We start from the raw sequence: 16,261 nt of genomic DNA, 5'->3' as shown, positions 1-16,261 counted from the left end.
CGTTGTTAGCGCAGGCGCGGCCTCCTTCCGACCGATCCAAGCGTCTTTGCCTGCAAGTCCAAGGCCACTATCAAACAGGGCGATTGGATATTCAAATCTGAAAAACTCGTCTATTGATTAGCAATACTTATTTATCAGGATGGACGAATCAGCATGGCCAGCCCGCCTCGAAATTCCCCCATCTACACAGTCAGCATTCGGCACATCCGCTCTTTCTTGAGCGTCTGCAGGTACAAGAGCTTCACTCGCGCCGCAGTCGACCTGCATGTCTCGCAACCGGCTCTGACCATGGCGATACGACAGCTCGAAGACATGGTCGGCGCGAGCCTGTTCGACCGGACGACCCGCAATGTGACGCTGACTCCAGAGGCGAGCGATTTCCTGCCCATCGCCGAGAAGATCGTCGGCGACTTCGACATAGCCATCCAGGATATCCGGGCGACGGCGCACCAGCGCCGCCAGCGTGTTGCCATCGCCTCGGTCTACTCCATCGCCACCAAAGTGCTGCCGGACATTGTCAAGGATATGGCCGACCGCAATCCAGACATTCATGTGCGTGTGCGTGACGGCAACTCGTCTGATGTCCGCCGCAGGGTGCGCCAGAATGAGGTCGACTTCGGTGTCGGCAGCAAGGAACGCGAGGACGCGGAGCTCGAATTCACACCGCTGTTTCGCGACCAGCTCGGGCTTCTGGCACGTTACGACCATCCCCTGGCGCAAACAGGAGCCCCGGTGCGATGGGCAGACCTCGCCGGATGGGATTTCATCGGCTTGACCATCGATACGGCAACCGCGCCGCTGCTCGAACAGATACCCGAGCTGCCCGAGACGATCCGGCTGCCGCGCTACGAGGTTTCCAACAATTCAACGCTGTGGGCGATGATCGAAACGGGATTGGGCGTTACGACAACTCCTGCCCTGTCCGCCCCGAAAGCCGACAGCCCCCTGCGCTTCTGCCAGCTTGTCGAGCCAACGGTCTGGCGCGACGTCAGCATCATCAAGCGCCGCGGCAGAATCTTGCCGCCGGCGTCAATCGAGATCATCCGGATGATCAAGACGGCGCTACGCGCTGCCGCAAAGGACAATATCATCGAACCGGCAAATGAGGGCACGGCTTAACGCCGTCAATCCTCGGACGTGAGTGCTTTGTCTATTCGAAGCGGCAGGCCGTGCATGCCAATTCCGCGTCGACCCAGGAACGATCGTTCGTTCCCGCCAGTATTTTCGCCATGACCGCATCCTCATCGGCCTTCTTTGCCGCTGCCAAGGCATGGATGGCGATGGCGTCACGATGCGGTACTGCGAGGATGCCGTCATCGTCGCCGATGACGAGATCGCCCGGACAAACGACCATGCCGTCGATGGAAACCTCGACGTTGATCTCGCCCGGGCCGTTGCGATAGGGCCCGCGGTGGGTCACGCCTGCCGCATGGATGGGAAAGCTGGCCTCGCCAATCGCCTTGCTGTCGCGGATGGCGCCATTGATGATGATGCCGGTGACACCCCGGTTTGCTGCATGAGCTGCCATCATCTCGCCGATGATGGCGTTGGTCAGGTCGCCGCCGGCGTCGACAACCAGCACGTCACCCGGCTCGGCAAGATCGATGGCCTTGTGCACCATGAGGTTGTCGCCCGGTCGCGTCTTCACGGTCAGCGCCGGACCGGCGAAGCCGCCGCCGGCATGCATGGGCCTGATGCCGCTGCCGCCGGCTGCCATGCGCGACATGCAATCGCTGACGATTGCCACCGGAAGCTTCCGGAACAACGCAACCGTTGCGTCATCCACCTTGTGCCGGCGCTGCAGCACCCTGAACCCCCAACCACGCATCTCTTCGGTCATTCTTTCCCCCCAAGAAAAACGCCGGCCACTGCCGGCGCTTTCTGTTCTTCCGATTATGGCCCCTTCGACGCCGCGGCAGGCTCGTCCTTCAGAAACCCGCCCACCGCGCAGTCCTCGCGCTGCATCTCCCAGAAGGTGATATAGACGGACTGGGGCCCCGTTCCGAGCGTGTTAACCAAGGCCTCGGTCACCGCCTTGGCGGCGGCAGCCTTCTGATCACGCGTGCGGCCGGGAAAGAGTTCTATTCTTACGAAGGGCATGCTGTACTCCTGCTGATTTCAGATGGTTCGGAGGGGGCCGACCCGAGGTCGCGTCGGTAGTATTCGTCCAGTTCGGCACGAAATGCGGCTATGGCCTGGTCTGTGCGTGCCGGATCCCAGCCATTGCTGCGGCCGAGCGCATCGGCGGTGGCCTGAAGCATTTGCGCGTCGAAATGGGTTGTCCACGCTTCCCCACCACGACGGAAAACCACGTCAGCGATGGTTCTGGCATGTTCCACGGCAAATCTTGGGGCGTCGGCAGCGCCACGTTTCGGATCAAGCAGGTCGAGGCGCTCACCTTTAGCCGGGCGAGATGCCTTGAAGCGCCTGGCAACCAGCCTCCGTAAGGATTGGGCGGTCTGACGCGAGGTCGCGACTGTTCCGCCTGTCACCGAAACAAGCCCGGGCAGGCCGTCGGCCGCGTGGTCATGAATGACTCGCCCGGGCGAACCCCTGCTGCCCGGCCGGACACCCGCAATGGCATAGCGCACATCGGCCCTGCCCAGGCCCGCGCCGGGCAACAGCGCATTCGTACGCGCGAGCAGATTCTCAATTTCGTCTTCAGTCGCTACGGCATCCGAGGGATCGCCGGTGAATTTGCTGTTGGTTGCACCGATCAGGTGCAGCCCCTGGCTAGGGATGCAGACAAATGCCCCCTTGTCTGTCGCCGCCACCAAACCGTGGTCCTGGAAGCGTTCGGGCAGCGCAACGGCGATCTGCACACCCTTGCTCGCCGCGATACGCTGGGGGGCGGTCGAAGATGCCGTTTGCGTGACTTTGTCGATCCAGGGTCCGGCAAGATTGAGAACGAGCCGGACTGCAACAGTTGCCTTGGTGCCGTCAATCTCGTCGCGCAGGGCCACTGTCCAGCCACCGTCTGAAGACTGGAACATGGTTTCGACGGCGGTGTAGTTGCGAACGCAGGCGCCCAGTTGTTCCGCCGCCATCGCCTGGTCGACGCAGATGCGTTCCGGCCAGTCGAAAACATAATCACAAAAGGTCACGGCACCGGTGAAGTCTTGGCGCTGGCGCAGCCAATCGGCAAACGGCAGGTCCGCGAGTTCATGGGCCTTCAGCCGCCTGTAATTGAGCGGGAAGCCACCCGTTCCGAGCAGTGACAGCAGCACCGCCGCCATGTCTATCTGCCACCCGCCGACGCTGCCGCGAAAGAGTGGCATGGCGATAGTCACCGGCCGTACCCGCGCAGGCATCACCGAAGCGAAATCGGCACGTGCGGCAAGCTGTTCGCGGGCACTCTTCAACAGCTTCAGCCGGTCCGGCAACTGGGTCAGATGCTGCCACAAGGACTTGCCAGCAGCGCCTTCGAGCGATCGGAAGCCACAGTGCAGCATGCGGCTAGAGCGACTGGTGGTGCCGCTGCCAAAATCCGACTTGTCAACGAGCAAGACCAGATAGCCGGCCCTCGCCAACGCTTCCGCCGTTGCCGAACCATTGGCACCGGCACCGACGATGAGGACATCGAAGCTCCGCCCTTCGAGCAGTTCGACAGATGGTTCGCTCATGGTCCGCCAACTTTCCAGCGCCGGTCGCTTGTTTCGAACACGTCAGAGGCATGCTGGCAGCGCTCGCGTCAGCGAGATTGAGAATTTTCAGGTGATGAAAACTGGTCGTGGGAAACATGCGCCACCCACAGGTTGTCTTGCCGCCAACCGCACGCCCCTCATGCAGTGAAAGAGTCTTAGCAATGCTGGGGATTGATCGACAAATAGCAATTTCTGGATTATTTATCAGGAACCCTGATTAATCTGATTGTCGCGGACCAGAAGATCGGTCGAGGCTTGGATCGGGACGGCTAGGCTGCCGCCGCCCGTAGTTTGCTCGGCAGGACCTTGAAGTGATCGCGGAAGCTTTTCGAGAAATGCGATGACGAAACGAAGCCGCAGGCAACCGCGACGTCCATGATCGGCATCGCCGTCAGCTCGATCAGCTGGCGCGCCTTGGCAAGCCGCAGGCCGAGATAATGCTGCCACGGCGTTGTCGCGAGATGGCGTTCGAACAGCCGTTCGATCTGGCGGCGCGACAGCGAAACCCGCTCCGAGATCTCCTCGAGCGACAGCGGCTCTTCGATGTACTTTTCCATAAGCTGGATGATGCGCAACAGCTTCTTGCCGGTGTTGCCGTAGCGCAGGCCGGGTGGCACCGACTGGCAGGCCGCGCCATCACGCCAGCGGTCGGCTGTGACGTGTTGGCAGATGCTGCGCGCCAGCTCGGTGCCGCAGCGCTCCTGCACGATGTCGATGGCGAGGTCGAAGGCCGCCAACTCACCGGCGCAGGTGATGATCTGGCCATCACGCACGAACAGCGCATCGTCGATGGCGAGGTCGTAAAAGGTCTCGGACAGCGCCGCCATCTTGCCCCAGTGGATGGTGCAACGGGCGTCACCGAGCAATCCAGCGTCGGCCAGCAGCCAGGTTGCGGTGCCCAAGGCATAGATCGGGAGTTGGGCGCGGCCGACACGGCGCAGGCAGGCGCGCAGTTCCTGCGAGCCGTGCCGTTCCACACCCTCCCCGGCGCAGATCGCCAATGCCGCCTGCGGCTCGAACGGCAGCGCCCTGGCCGCCTCGGCGAAGCTGCCGGAAACCTCAACCGAAATGCCGCTGGCGCTCGCCACCGAGCGGCCGTCGAGGCTGACGAGCTTCCAGCGGAACAGCTCGGCACCGGCGAGGGAATTCGCGAGCCGCAACGGTTCGACCAGTGACGACAGGCAGAGCTGGGAAAAGCCCCGCAAGAGCAGGATGGAGAACGCGGCAGATGCCTGCGCCACCTGGGATCGCGGCACCGGGCGCTGGAAACTCACGCCCGGCCAGCGGGCTGCCACATCGAAGTCCGTGTGCTTGCTTGGCGCGTTCATGTGGCCCTCCCGGCGCATGCGGCAAGGCAGGAGCTCAACTTTTCCCAGGCCAAAACCGTCGAGGCACAAATTGGCGCAAAATAGCACAAAATGCAACATTGCGATTCTTGGCAGCGTCACTCCAGGAAGTCCTGGTTCACTGCCCGACAGCTGCCACGGGCGCAGTCACGCTCAACAGCCAGTCACGGAAAGCCGTCACCTTCGGTGACCTGGCTTTCTGCGGCGTGGCAAGGAACCAGTGGATTCTCAAGGGTGAGGAGGCGGACCTCAAGGAAATCGAGGTCAAGGCCTTCGGCCGCCGCAGCCGGGCAACCGTCGTCGAGCGCTGCGCCTACGACTAGCCAGAGCGCCGCGCGTCCGAACAGACCTATGCGGCGTTCTGATGTGGCGCCACACTCCACATGCCACACATTGCAACATCTGCTTGCCATAACAGGAGCAATGCCGCCACATAGAGTGCATGTCCGACTCGCAGAACCACAGGGCGCTCGCGCCGCGCCGCCACGATGAGATCCTGAGGCGGCTGGCCACCGACGGATCGGTCGGCATCACCGAGCTCGCCGCCTTCTTCGACGTGTCGCGCGAGACCATCAGGCGCGACATGAAGTTCCTGGCCGAGCGCGGCCAGCTCGACCTCGTCCATGGCGGCGCAACCCTGTTCGAGGCGACCGAGCCGGCCCTGACCCTGCGCAGTCAGGAGAATGCCGCCGGCAAGGCGGCAATCGGCAGGGCTGCCGCAGCGCTGGTCGAGGACGGCATGGTGGTGTTCCTCGATTCCGGCACGACCACGCTCGCCGTGGCCCATGCGTTGACATGCAAACAGAACCTGACCATCTGCACCACCAGCCTGACGATCGCTTTGCACATGTGCCGCCAGCCGCATGTGCGCGTGCACATGCTGGGCGGCGAGATCGACCCGTCGGAGGAGGCTGCCGTCGGCGTCGACGCGCTCGAAGCCATCGGCCGCTTCCGCATCGACGTCGCCTTTCTCGGTGGCGGCGCGTTGTCGCCCGACGGCGAGATCACCGACTTCACCCGCAACGGCGCCGAACAGCGCTCGCGCATGGCAGCCACCGCGGCCCGCGCCTATTTCGTGCTCGACAGCTCCAAGTTTGGCCGGCTGACGCCGCTGCGCATCCAGCGCTTCGAACTCGCCGCCGGCGTCATCGTCGACGCTCCTCCGCCCGCAGCGATGATCGAGGCGCTGGAGCGCAAGGGGCCGAAGGTGATCGTCGGGGAATAGATGGCGAAGCGCGGCGCCACGTCGCTCCGCCTTTTGCGTGAACGTCAAGTCAGCTTCCGCCGCCGCTCCAGTTCCGCCTCTGTCGGCGTCTCGAACTCGAACGAGCCGGTGACGATATCGCCGTCGCGGACATATTTGTTGACGGTCACGCCCGTGCCGGAAACCTTGGACGACACCAGTTTCAGCTTCGACGGCAGCGCCGCGTCGCCGAACAGCCGCTTGCCCTTGCCGAGCACCAGCGGAAAGATCGAGATGTTGAGCTCGTCGACGAGGTCGTTGGCGAGCAGCGTCTTGAGGAAATCGGTCGAACCCTGGGTGAGAAGGTCCGGCCCATCCTCTGATTTCAGCTTGCGAACGCCAGAGACAACATCGGTCCCGAGCGAATGGCTGTTCTGCCAGCCGAGCTTCAGCTCGGGATTGCGCGTCGCGACATATTTGTTGATGCGGTCGAACAGCGGGCCGATCGGGTCGTCGGCGTCGACATAAGGCCAGTGCGCTGCGAAGATGTCCCAAGTCTTGCGCCCGAGCAGAAGGTCGAAGGGCCTCGCGAACATTTCGCCCACCGCCTCGGTCATCGTCTCGTCGAAATAGGGCGCGGCCCAGCCGCCAAATGTGAAGCCGCCGATCGGATCCTCGTCCGGTCCGCCCGGCGCCTGCATGATGCCGTCGAGGCTCATGAATGCACCCACCACGATCTTTCTCATGTCATTCTCCTTCATCGCCCCAACCGGCTCTACGTCTTGAAGACGTTCGGCGGCGGCGCGTTCCGACAGCGCCGCGAAAATTTCTGCCAGCCGCGCCACGCCGCCGCAAGGTCGCCATCAGGTGCGTGATCTGATGTGATTATTTGTTGCATTTTATGTTGCATTTTGTTGCAACCAAGATATGGTGACAAGCATCACCTTTGGGAGGTTCTTTCATCATGGCGCAGCAATTCCCGACGCAGGCACGCGTCGTCATCATCGGCGGTGGCATCATCGGCTGCTCGGTCGCCTATCACCTGACAAAACTCGGCTGGACCGATGTCGTGCTGCTCGAGCAGGGCCAGCTCAGTGGCGGTACCACCTGGCACGCCGCCGGCCTCGTCGGGCAACTGCGCAGCCACGCCAACATGACCAGCCTGATCAAATACTCGACCCAGCTCTACAGCGAGCTCGAGGCCGAGACCGGGCTTGCGACGGGCTGGAAAAACTGCGGCTCGCTGTCGGTGGCACGCAGCGCCGACCGCATGACCGTGCTGAAGCGCACCGCCGCATCGGCCCGCGCGCAGGGCGTCGACATCGAGGTGATCTCGGCCAGGGAAGCGCAAGAGAAATGGCCGGTGATGGCCATCGACGATCTGGTCGGCGCGGTCTGGCTGCCGGGCGACGGCAAGGCCAACCCGACCGACCTGACCCAGTCGCTGGCCAAGGGCGCGCGCAACCGCGGTGCGCGGGTCATCGAGCGTGTCCGCGTCACCGGCATCCAGACCAAAGACGGCCGGGCGACAGGTGTTTCCACCGACAAGGGAGACATCGCAGCCGAAATCGTGGTCAACTGCGCCGGACAGTGGGCGCGCAAGGTTGGCGCGATGTGCGGCGTGACCGTACCGCTGCATTCGGCAGAGCACATGTACATCGTCACTGGCAAGATCGAGGGTGTGCATCCGGACCTGCCGGTGCTGCGTGACCCCGACGGCTACATCTATTTCAAGGAAGAGGTCGGCGGCCTGGTCATGGGCGGCTTCGAACCCGAGGCCAAGCCGTGGGGCATGAAGGGCATTCCTGACGGTTTCGAGTTCGCGCTTCTGCCCGACGACTGGGACCAGTTCGAGATCCTGATGCAGAACGCGCTTGTCCGCGTGCCGCAGCTGGAAACCTCAGAGGTCAAGAAATTCTACAACGGGCCCGAAAGCTTCACCGCCGACAACAACTTCATCCTCGGCGAGGCACCGGAACTGAAGAATTTCTACGTTGGCGCCGGTTTCAATTCGATGGGCATCGCCAGTGCCGGCGGCGCCGGCCGGGCGCTGGCCGAGTGGATCGTCAATGGTGCAGCGACCATGGACCTGTGGCCGGTCGATATCAGGCGCTTTGCCGGCTTCAACAACAATCCGCGCTGGCTGCACGACCGCGTCAAGGAAACGCTCGGCCTGCACTACGCCATGCCCTGGCCGAACCGAGAGCTCGACACCGCCCGTCCCTTCCGTCGCTCCGCGCTGTACGACCGGCTCGCCGCGAAGGGCGCCTGCTTCGGCTCCAAGATGGGCTGGGAGCGCGCCAACTGGTTCGCCGCCCAAGGTGAGAAGCCCGAGACGCAATACGCCTTCGGCAAGCAGAACTGGCATGAGGCGGTGAAGCGCGAGATGAAGGCCACCCGCGAGGCATCAGGCATTTTCGACCAGACCTCGTTTGCCAAGATTTTGGTGCAGGGCCGCGACGCAGCGCGAGTGCTCAACCGCATCTGCGCAGCCGATATCGACGTCGAGATCGGTCGCTCGATCTATACCGGCCTGCTCAACGAGCGCGGCGGCTATGAGAGCGATCTTACCGTGATGCGTCTCGGCCGCGACAAGTTCTTGCTCGTCACCGGCTCGGCCCAGGCGGTGCACGATGCCGACTGGATTTCAAAGAACGTCCCCGAGGACGCGCATGTAACGCTGACCGACGTCACCTCGTCTTATGCCGTGCTGGCGCTGATGGGACCACGCTCGCGCGACATCCTGGCCAAGCTGACTTCGGCCGATCTCTCCAATACCGGCTTCCCCTTTGCCACCATCCGCGAGATCGACATCGGCTATGCCACCGCCTACGCCAACCGCATGACCTATGTCGGCGAGCTTGGCTGGGAGCTGATCGTGCCGACCGAATTCGCCATCGGCGTCTATGAGGCGCTGCACGAAGCGGGCCGCGAGCATGGCCTTGCCGACTGCGGCTACTATGCGCTGGAAGCGCTGCGTATCGAGAAGGGCTTCCGCGCCTGGAGCCGCGAGCTGACGCCCGATATCACCCCGTACGAGGCCGGCCTCGCCTTCGCCGTGTCGATGGACAAGCCTAACGGCTTCATCGGCAAGGAGGCGCTGGTCGCCGCCAAGGCCAAGGGCAAGCTCACCCGCCGCATCGTACAATTCACGGTGGACGATGCGGCACCCATGCTCTGGGGCGGTGAACTGATCCTGCGCGACGGCAAACCAGTCGGCGAAGTGCGCTCGGCTGCTTACGGCCACACGCTCGGCCGCTCGGTGGCGCTCGGCCTGCTGCACAACGAGGCCGGCATCGACAAGGACTTCATCGAAAGCGGCCGCTTCGAGATCGACCTTGCCGGTGAACGCTACACGGCAACGGCTCATCTCAAGGCGCCCTACGATCCCAAATCCGAGCGCGTGAAGGCCGACAGCACGGAACTGCACGAAGCTGCCTGATCATTCCCAGACCCCTCCCCCGACTGCCCCTCCCGCCGCGGGAGGGGCTTTTCTTTTGCGTCAGGCTTCCGCCAGCTTCAGCATGGCGATGCCGGCAAGCACGACAATGACGCCACCCAGCTTCAACGGCCCAAGCGTCTCGCCGAACAACACGACGCCCATAATGACCGTGCCGGCTGCGCCAAGACCGGTCCACACCGCATAGGCGGTGCCGACGGGCAGGACCTGAAGTACCTTGCCAAGCAGATAGACGAAGGCTGCCAGCAGAAGCACCGAGACCACCGTCCAACCGGGCCGAGTGTAGCCTTCGGCATGTTTCATCGACACCGCCCAGGCAACGTCGAGCACGCCCGCCACCACCAGAAGCGCCCAGGCAAGTCCCTGGCCCATGGTCAGGCCGCGAGCTTCATGCCTTCGGCCCGCATCGCGTCGCGCACCTTGGGCCGCGCGCCGACACGATCCATGTAGGCGCGCAGTTGCGGGAACGCGGAGAGGTCGACCTTGGCATAGGCGGACCAGCCGACAATGGTGAAGAGATAGGCGTCAGCGGCGGTGAAGGTCTCGCCCATCAGATAGAGGCCGCTGCGCTCCAGATGGCGTTCGACATAAGCCAGACGTTCGGTGATCTTGCCGCGCGCCACCTCCTGCGCCTGGACGCCATATTCGGGGTGGAACAGCCACGGGCTGTACATCTTGTGCAGTTCGGTGGCGACGAAGTTGAGCCAGGACTGCAACTGGTAACGCTCGCGCGTGCCGGCCGCCGGTGCCAGCCCGATTTCCGGCTTAAGATCGGCAAGATACTGCACGATCGCTGCCCCCTCGGTGAGGAGCGAGCCGTCGTCGAGTTCGAGCACCGGCACATAGGCGTTCGGGTTCACCGTGGTGAAGTCATTTCCGGCGCCGGTGACATGCGGCTTCCTGAAGATGTCGACGCGCTCGATGTCGAGTGGAATGCCAGCCTCCAGCGCCACGATGTGTGGCGAGAGCGAGCAGGTCCCGGTGGCATAGTAGAGTTTCATGGTCTGTCCTCTTGGGTTCTGACCTGACGGTCGTTGCTTCAGGGGACAATCTAGAGCTTGCGATCTGGCAACGCTCATTGGCATTTCGCCAACCACGCTTGCATGACTGCAAAGATACGCCGTGCTAAAACGTATGCATGGAAGACTGGAATGAACTCAGGCTGGTGCTCGCCGTGGCCCGTGCTGGCAGCCTCACCTCAGCCGCAGCATTGCTCGGCATCGACCACTCGACGGTGTTTCGCAGGCTCAACGGGCTCGAACAGAAGCTGGCGGTGCGGGTGTTCGAGCGCCTGCCCGGCGGCATCTACCAACTGACACCGGCAGGCGAGCGCATGGCGGCGGCTGCCGAGCGCATGGAGGACGAGGCGCTGGCGCTGGCACGCGACATCGCTGGCGCCGATGGCCGCCTGTCCGGGCGGCTGCGCGTCACCTCGTCGGAAACGCTCGCCTACTCCAGGCTGACCAAGCATCTGGCCGGGTTCCGCGCCGTGCATCCCGGCATCGTTGTCGAACTGGCCATCGAGAACCGTGTTCTCAGCCTGTCGCGTCGCGAGGCCGACGTGGCGCTCAGGCCGATCCGGCCCAGGGAAGGCGACCTCTGGGGCCGCAAGCTTGCCGGCGTCGCCTGGACCTTCTTTGCCTCGCCGGCTTATCTCGACGCCCATGATGGCGCGATCCGCGACACAGCGGCGCTCGGACCGCATGCCCTTGTCGGCTGGGAGGAGACGGCGGGTGGCATCACGGCCGCAGACTGGCTGGACCGCAACGTTCCGGCCGAACGTTTCGTCTACCGCACCAACAGCCTGGTCAACCAGTCGGTGGCGGCCCGGGCCGGCATCGGCCTGGCACTCCTGCCTTGTTATCTCGGCGACGGCGAGCCGGGGTTGGTGCGCGCGCTGGCGCGGCCGATCGAGGAACTCGCCGGCGAGCTCTGGATCGTCACCCATCAGGACCTGAAGGGCACGGCGCGTGTCCGTGCCTTCTTCGACGTCGTCGGCGAGGGATTGGCTCGCGAGCACGAGCTTTTCGAAGGCATACGCATGTGATCGGCTGCCGTCCTGCCAAGACGGCGACCGGACAGCTTTTGACACTTGCAGTCAGCGCCAAACAATGGCTCGCTTGTCCGCAATCGGAAGGTGCGGAAGAAGAGAGGAACAACCATGCTGTATGCCATCCTGGCCTATCACGCCGAGGGCGTTGTCGAATCCTGGACCGAGGAAGAAGACGCCGCACTTATGGAGGACCTGCTTGAGGTCAATGATCGTCTCGTCGGCGAAAAGCATCTGGGACCGGCAGCGCGCCTCGGGCCGACCGAAAGCGCGGTCACGCTGCGGGGAAAGGGACTGGGACTGGTCACCGACGGTCCGTTCGCCGAGACGAAGGAGCAGCTTCTCGGTTTCTACGTGGTGGACTATCCCAGCATGGACGGCGCGGTGGCCGCGGCACGCGAGCTGCGTTCCGCCAACCCGACCGCGGTTTACGAAATACGGCCGATCTTGCTCTATGTTCCCGGCGCTGCGATCGCCGTCGACGGCTAGCAGGCATTCTCCTCCGGTTCCGCCTCAGGCCTGCGCTGTCAGGCATTCGGTGATCGTCTGACGTCCGGCTCCCGCCATGGTCTGCAGGGCACGGCGCACACCCGGCGTCTGCATGTCTCCCGCGCCAAGGACCCGGGCAACGAGGCATGCGCTCAGGGCCAAAAGCTGGAGGAAGGTTGATGCCGTTTTCATAGCCATCGCCAGTCAATAGCGACCTGCCCGAAGCCCGGAGGCTTCGGCACATGGTTGGGTTGCTTGGGTCTGCGAATGTTCGGATGGCGGCCGATTGCCGATCTGATCCGAAGTCAGATAATTCCTAGCATGAAATCTTGTTTCACACCAGAGAAAATTTTTGCAAAGTGTTGAACCCGGAACCGCCAGATCGCTAAGACCATGCCTGGGCCGGTGAGCCAATCGTCCGAACAAGAACTGCAACCGATATGGCAAACAGCAGATAGGCAAGCGCCGCCTCCTGGGCGCCTATGGGTAGCCCCACCAGCAGCAGCGTGTCGTTGCCGCCAGGGATAAGCACTGCCCCGCTTCCCATCAGCGTCCCTCCGACGAGGCGGCGAAGCGCGCCGCGGAGGCTTGGCCATTTGATCCTGGTGCGGCCTCTCTCCAACCAGCGACTGCCAACGCTGCCGGCAAACATTGCCACGGTAATGGCTATGGATGCCAATGGAAGCGATTGAGCATGCGACAGCGCGATGGACCAGCCAGGTTTGAGCAAGACGATCGTGGCGTAGGCCACGCCAATGGCCAGCATGGCGCATGTCATCTTGAGATATGCCGTGACGTTGTTTCGCTGGATCACAAAACGGAGGAGGGCAAATCCGACCAGCATCGACAGGGTGACTGGCGCGGCAACCTGAAGAGACATTGACGACGTCATCACTGCGGGCAACAGCCTTTGCAAGGCTTGCTACAGTCGAGACCGCATACATGCCAAGGAATGTGAAGCCGAACTGGGTATCGCCATTGCCAAGATGGCCGACGCTGCCGAAAGCGCAGGCGCCGTTCACGAAAGCCCCGACGCCGAAGATCACGCCGCCGGTGGCGGTGTAGGCCAACGCCGACCAATGCGCCTGCGGTCCGGACGTCATTTGCCAGGCCGCGTAGATGAGCGCGCCCCAGAGCGTGCACTCGAAGAATGCCACGAAGCGCGCCGGCTTGCGCTCCTGCAGGAGCTCAGTCATCGCGATCACTGCGCAGGTCGAGCTTCTGTTGAGGACAAAGCCGAGCGAAAAGGCCAGCGAGAGCAGCAGGAGCGAGAGGACGATGATCTCCAAGACGGGCAGGCCTCCCAGGCTGGTGGGCAAGACAGCCTAGCACAGGTCGCTAGCGATGCTCATCCCGTAGCCATCGACCTAGCGATATCGAGGAAGACCCGCACCAGCTTGCCGCCGCTGCGCTCCTTGAGGCAGATCAGTGCTTCGTCCATCAGCATTTCGGGCGCAGCGATCGGGATCTGGACAAGTCGGACGTCCTGTCCGAACTCTGCCGCCGATACGAAGCCGACACCGGCGCCCGAGGCGACGATCTCGCGCACCGCCTCGCGGCCTTCCGCCTCGATCGCCGGCTTGAATTCGTAACCCTCCTTCGAAGCGAGGTCCTCCAGCTTGGCGCGGGTTTTCGAGCCGCGTTCGCGCATCACCAGCGGCAGCAAGGACAGTTCGTGCAGCGACAGCGACTTGGCTGTCGCCAGCGGATGATCGGTCGAGACGAATGCTATGATCGGCGTCGAATTGAGCTTGACGATCTCGAAATCGCGGCCGGTCGGAATTTCGCCGAGCACGCCGATATCGGCTTCGTAGCTGTAGAGGCTGGAAATGACCGTTTCGGTATTGCCAGCGCGGACCGAGACCTGGATACCGGGATACTTCTGGCGGAATTGGCCGAGAATGTGCAGCAGATGGTGGGCGGCGTCCGCGACGATGCGCAGCGTGCCTGAGCGTAGCGCGCGGGATTCCGACAAGAGCTCGAGTGCCTGCTGTTCCGTGTCGAACATGCGCCGCGTGATTTCGAGCAGTTGCAGGCCCGACGCCGTCGGCGTCACCTGCTTCTTGTGACGGTTGAACAACAGCACGTCATACTCTTCCTCCAGCTTGCGCACCTGGTCGGAAATGGCCGGCTGGGTGAGAAACAGCATCTCGGCGGCGCGTGAAAAACCGCCGCACACCGCGACATAGTGGAAAGCCCTGAGCTGCACGTAGCGCATGTCTGATCCCTGATATCAGATCAGACTAGCAATAAACTGGAGCGATAGAAACATCGAAACTAACGATTTGATTTATGGCCTGACATGCCGAGGATAGGGCAGGCGCCACCCTTGCGCGCCGCGCGTTGGGAGGCACGGCACCATGCATCTTCTGTATATCCTGCTGCAGCTGGCAGGCGCCATCATGCTTCTGCTGTGGGCCGTGCGCATGGTGCGCACCGGCGTCGAGCGCGCCCATGGCGTATTGTTGCGCGAGGCGCTGCGTGGCGCCACCAAAGGCCGGGTGCGTGCGGCGGCTGCCGGCACCGTGCTTGCCGTCATGTTGCAGAGTGCGACGGCCGTTGCAGTGCTCGCCGCGGGTTTCGCTGCAACCGGCGCGATGACCGTCTCCGGCGGGCTTGCCGTCATGCTGGGCGCCGATGTCGGCTCTGCGCTGGTGGTGCAGGCGCTGTCTTTCGACCTCAGCTGGCTGGTGCCGTTGCTGCTGTTCGCCGGCGCCACAATGTTCCTCAAGGTCGAGGCCCGGATCGTCAAGCAGACCGGGCGCACGCTGCTCGGCATCGCCTTCATCCTGATCTCGCTGCGCATGGTCGGCGAAGCGACCGCACCGATGCGTCACAGCGCCTTGCTGCCGATGGCGATCGACTATCTGCGCGGCGATCCGGTGACGGCCTTCGGCGCAGCTGCACTGTTTACATGGCTGATCCATTCCAGCGTCGCCTCGGTGCTTTTGTTCATGTCGATGGCGGCCCAGGGCGTGCTGCCGGCAGAGGTGGCGCTGCCGATGATCCTCGGCGTCAATCTCGGCGCCGGACTGGTCGCTGTCGGCTTGACCCGTGGCCAGGCAATCGATTCCAGACGCATCCCGCTGGGCAACCTGATCTTCCGGGCAACGGCAGCAGTCGCCATTCTGGTTGGCCTGCAGGCGGCTACCCTGCCGATATCCTGGTTCGGCGAGTCGGCCGCCCGGCAGGTGGTCAATTTGCATCTCGCCTTCAACCTTACTTTGCTGGTCGTCTGCCTGCCCTTCACCGAGACAATGGAACGACTCGCGCGGTTGATCCTGCCTGACGCGCCGGCAGGCGAAGAAACATTCGACCTGATGTCGCGGCGCAAGAGCGCGCTCGACCGCACCGTCATCAAGATGCCTGGCGTGGCGCTGGCGAGCGCCACCCGCGAGGTGCTGCGCATGGCCGAAACGGTGGAGATCATGCTGCGGCCAGTCATGGAGCTGTTCGAAAGCGGCGACAAGGCACGCGTGGCACAGTTGCGTCGGCTCGACGAGGAGGTCAACCGCGCCCACACCGACATCAAGCTCTACATCGCCGAGGTCAATCGCGGCACGATGAGCCAGGACGAGGCGCGGCGCGGCATCGAACTGACCGACCTCGCCATCAATCTCGAACATGCCGGCGACATCATCGCAAAGAACCTTTTGGTACTGGCCGAAGAGAAGAGCGACAAGAGGCTGAGCTTCTCGAGGGAAGGCTGGTCGGAGCTGACGGCCCTGCATGACCGGGTGCTCGCCAACATGCAGATCGCCATGAACGTGCTTGTCTCGGGCGACCTCGAAGCAGCGCGCCAGCTGGTGGTCGAGAAGGAACGCATGCGCAAGCTGGAGCGCGACAGCCATGAACGCCACCTGAAGCGCCTGCAATCGGGTACGGTGCAGAGCATCGAGACCAGCGACATCCATCTCGAAGCGGTGCGGGCGCTGAAGGAATTCAACTCGCTGCTGGTATCCGTCGCCTACCCGATCCTGACTCAGAGCGGCGACCTCTTGGAAAGCCGGCTGGCCAAGACGGCCTGAGCGAATTTGCCCGTGTCATCCAAACATCATCACCCAGACTTATCATTGGATACGAAATAAC

Annotated in this window: 17 protein-coding genes; 7 read left to right on the top strand and 10 right to left on the bottom strand. The window is 63.2% G+C overall.

Annotation, left to right across the window (positions count from 1 at the left end; translation table 11 throughout):
* Positions 1-153 precede the first annotated feature (153 nt).
* Positions 154-1,119 (top strand): LysR family transcriptional regulator, encoded by a 966-nt coding sequence (locus tag HNQ95_RS19280; RefSeq protein ID WP_246340891.1) that lies wholly within the window; start codon positions 154-156, stop codon positions 1,117-1,119.
* A 31-nt stretch (positions 1,120-1,150) separates the two neighbouring features.
* On the opposite strand, the gene HNQ95_RS19275 is transcribed toward HNQ95_RS19280, so the two are convergent.
* From HNQ95_RS19275 to HNQ95_RS19260, 4 genes are all read right to left on the bottom strand, one after another.
* Positions 1,151-1,840, bottom strand: coding sequence for an RraA family protein (locus HNQ95_RS19275; RefSeq protein ID WP_246340892.1), 690 nt, complete (start codon positions 1,838-1,840; stop codon positions 1,151-1,153).
* 53 nt (positions 1,841-1,893) lie between these two features.
* Positions 1,894-2,100 (bottom strand): tautomerase family protein, encoded by a 207-nt coding sequence (locus HNQ95_RS19270; RefSeq protein ID WP_067968066.1) that lies wholly within the window; start codon positions 2,098-2,100, stop codon positions 1,894-1,896.
* On the bottom strand, positions 2,088-3,623 hold the full coding sequence (locus tag HNQ95_RS19265) for an FAD-dependent oxidoreductase (protein ID WP_182575065.1): 1,536 nt from the start codon (positions 3,621-3,623) through the stop codon (positions 2,088-2,090). The genes HNQ95_RS19270 and HNQ95_RS19265 overlap by 13 nt, the downstream gene beginning before the upstream one ends.
* A gap of 290 nt (positions 3,624-3,913) precedes the next feature.
* A complete protein-coding gene (locus HNQ95_RS19260) occupies positions 3,914-4,972 on the bottom strand; it encodes a GlxA family transcriptional regulator (RefSeq protein ID WP_182575066.1) in 1,059 nt (352 codons plus the stop codon).
* A 107-nt stretch (positions 4,973-5,079) separates the two neighbouring features.
* Here HNQ95_RS19260 and HNQ95_RS19255 point away from each other — a divergent pair, with 107 nt between their 5' ends.
* Both HNQ95_RS19255 and HNQ95_RS19250 read left to right on the top strand, forming a co-directional pair.
* Positions 5,080-5,313, top strand: coding sequence for a hypothetical protein (locus HNQ95_RS19255; protein ID WP_182575067.1), 234 nt, complete (start codon positions 5,080-5,082; stop codon positions 5,311-5,313).
* Between the two features lie 119 nt (positions 5,314-5,432).
* Positions 5,433-6,215: a DeoR/GlpR family DNA-binding transcription regulator gene (locus HNQ95_RS19250; RefSeq protein WP_182575068.1), complete on the top strand. Its 783-nt coding sequence runs from the start codon at positions 5,433-5,435 to the stop codon at positions 6,213-6,215.
* Positions 6,216-6,259: 44 nt separating this feature from the next.
* Here the strand turns inward: HNQ95_RS19250 and HNQ95_RS19245 are convergent, their stop codons facing one another.
* On the bottom strand, positions 6,260-6,919 hold the full coding sequence (locus tag HNQ95_RS19245) for a dihydrofolate reductase family protein (RefSeq protein ID WP_182575069.1): 660 nt from the start codon (positions 6,917-6,919) through the stop codon (positions 6,260-6,262).
* Positions 6,920-7,137: 218 nt separating this feature from the next.
* On the opposite strand from HNQ95_RS19245, the gene HNQ95_RS19240 reads away from it, so the two are divergent.
* Positions 7,138-9,615, top strand: a complete 2,478-nt coding sequence (locus HNQ95_RS19240; RefSeq protein ID WP_182575070.1) for a GcvT family protein — start codon at positions 7,138-7,140, stop codon at positions 9,613-9,615.
* A 60-nt stretch (positions 9,616-9,675) separates the two neighbouring features.
* Here HNQ95_RS19240 and HNQ95_RS19235 read toward each other — a convergent pair whose 3' ends face one another.
* Complete coding sequence (locus HNQ95_RS19235) at positions 9,676-10,005, bottom strand: DMT family transporter (protein ID WP_182575071.1); 330 nt, start codon at positions 10,003-10,005, stop codon at positions 9,676-9,678.
* A 2-nt stretch (positions 10,006-10,007) separates the two neighbouring features.
* Positions 10,008-10,634, bottom strand: a complete 627-nt coding sequence (gene gstA / locus HNQ95_RS19230) for a glutathione transferase GstA (RefSeq protein WP_154384357.1) — start codon at positions 10,632-10,634, stop codon at positions 10,008-10,010.
* A 137-nt stretch (positions 10,635-10,771) separates the two neighbouring features.
* Here gstA and HNQ95_RS19225 point away from each other — a divergent pair, with 137 nt between their 5' ends.
* Together HNQ95_RS19225 and HNQ95_RS19220 are read left to right on the top strand one after the other, a co-directional pair.
* A complete protein-coding gene (locus tag HNQ95_RS19225; RefSeq protein WP_182575072.1) occupies positions 10,772-11,680 on the top strand; it encodes a LysR family transcriptional regulator in 909 nt (302 codons plus the stop codon).
* A gap of 114 nt (positions 11,681-11,794) precedes the next feature.
* On the top strand, positions 11,795-12,172 hold the full coding sequence (locus tag HNQ95_RS19220; RefSeq protein ID WP_067968045.1) for a YciI family protein: 378 nt from the start codon (positions 11,795-11,797) through the stop codon (positions 12,170-12,172).
* A 24-nt stretch (positions 12,173-12,196) separates the two neighbouring features.
* Here the strand turns inward: HNQ95_RS19220 and HNQ95_RS19215 are convergent, their stop codons facing one another.
* The 3 genes from HNQ95_RS19215 to HNQ95_RS19205 form a co-directional block, all read right to left on the bottom strand.
* Complete coding sequence (locus HNQ95_RS19215; protein ID WP_169808396.1) at positions 12,197-12,364, bottom strand: hypothetical protein; 168 nt, start codon at positions 12,362-12,364, stop codon at positions 12,197-12,199.
* A 113-nt stretch (positions 12,365-12,477) separates the two neighbouring features.
* Complete coding sequence (locus HNQ95_RS19210; protein ID WP_182575073.1) at positions 12,478-13,461, bottom strand: YeeE/YedE thiosulfate transporter family protein; 984 nt, start codon at positions 13,459-13,461, stop codon at positions 12,478-12,480.
* 59 nt (positions 13,462-13,520) lie between these two features.
* On the bottom strand, positions 13,521-14,390 hold the full coding sequence (locus HNQ95_RS19205; RefSeq protein WP_182575074.1) for a LysR substrate-binding domain-containing protein: 870 nt from the start codon (positions 14,388-14,390) through the stop codon (positions 13,521-13,523).
* Positions 14,391-14,532: 142 nt separating this feature from the next.
* Here HNQ95_RS19205 and HNQ95_RS19200 point away from each other — a divergent pair, with 142 nt between their 5' ends.
* Positions 14,533-16,200 (top strand): Na/Pi cotransporter family protein, encoded by a 1,668-nt coding sequence (locus HNQ95_RS19200; protein WP_182575075.1) that lies wholly within the window; start codon positions 14,533-14,535, stop codon positions 16,198-16,200.
* Positions 16,201-16,261: the final 61 nt, after the last annotated feature.

It is taken from the genome of Aminobacter ciceronei, from assembly GCF_014138625.1.
Lineage (GTDB): Bacteria > Pseudomonadota > Alphaproteobacteria > Rhizobiales > Rhizobiaceae > Aminobacter > Aminobacter ciceronei.
Note: the sequence above shows the minus strand (reverse complement) of the source record. Positions and strands in the feature narration are given on the sequence as shown.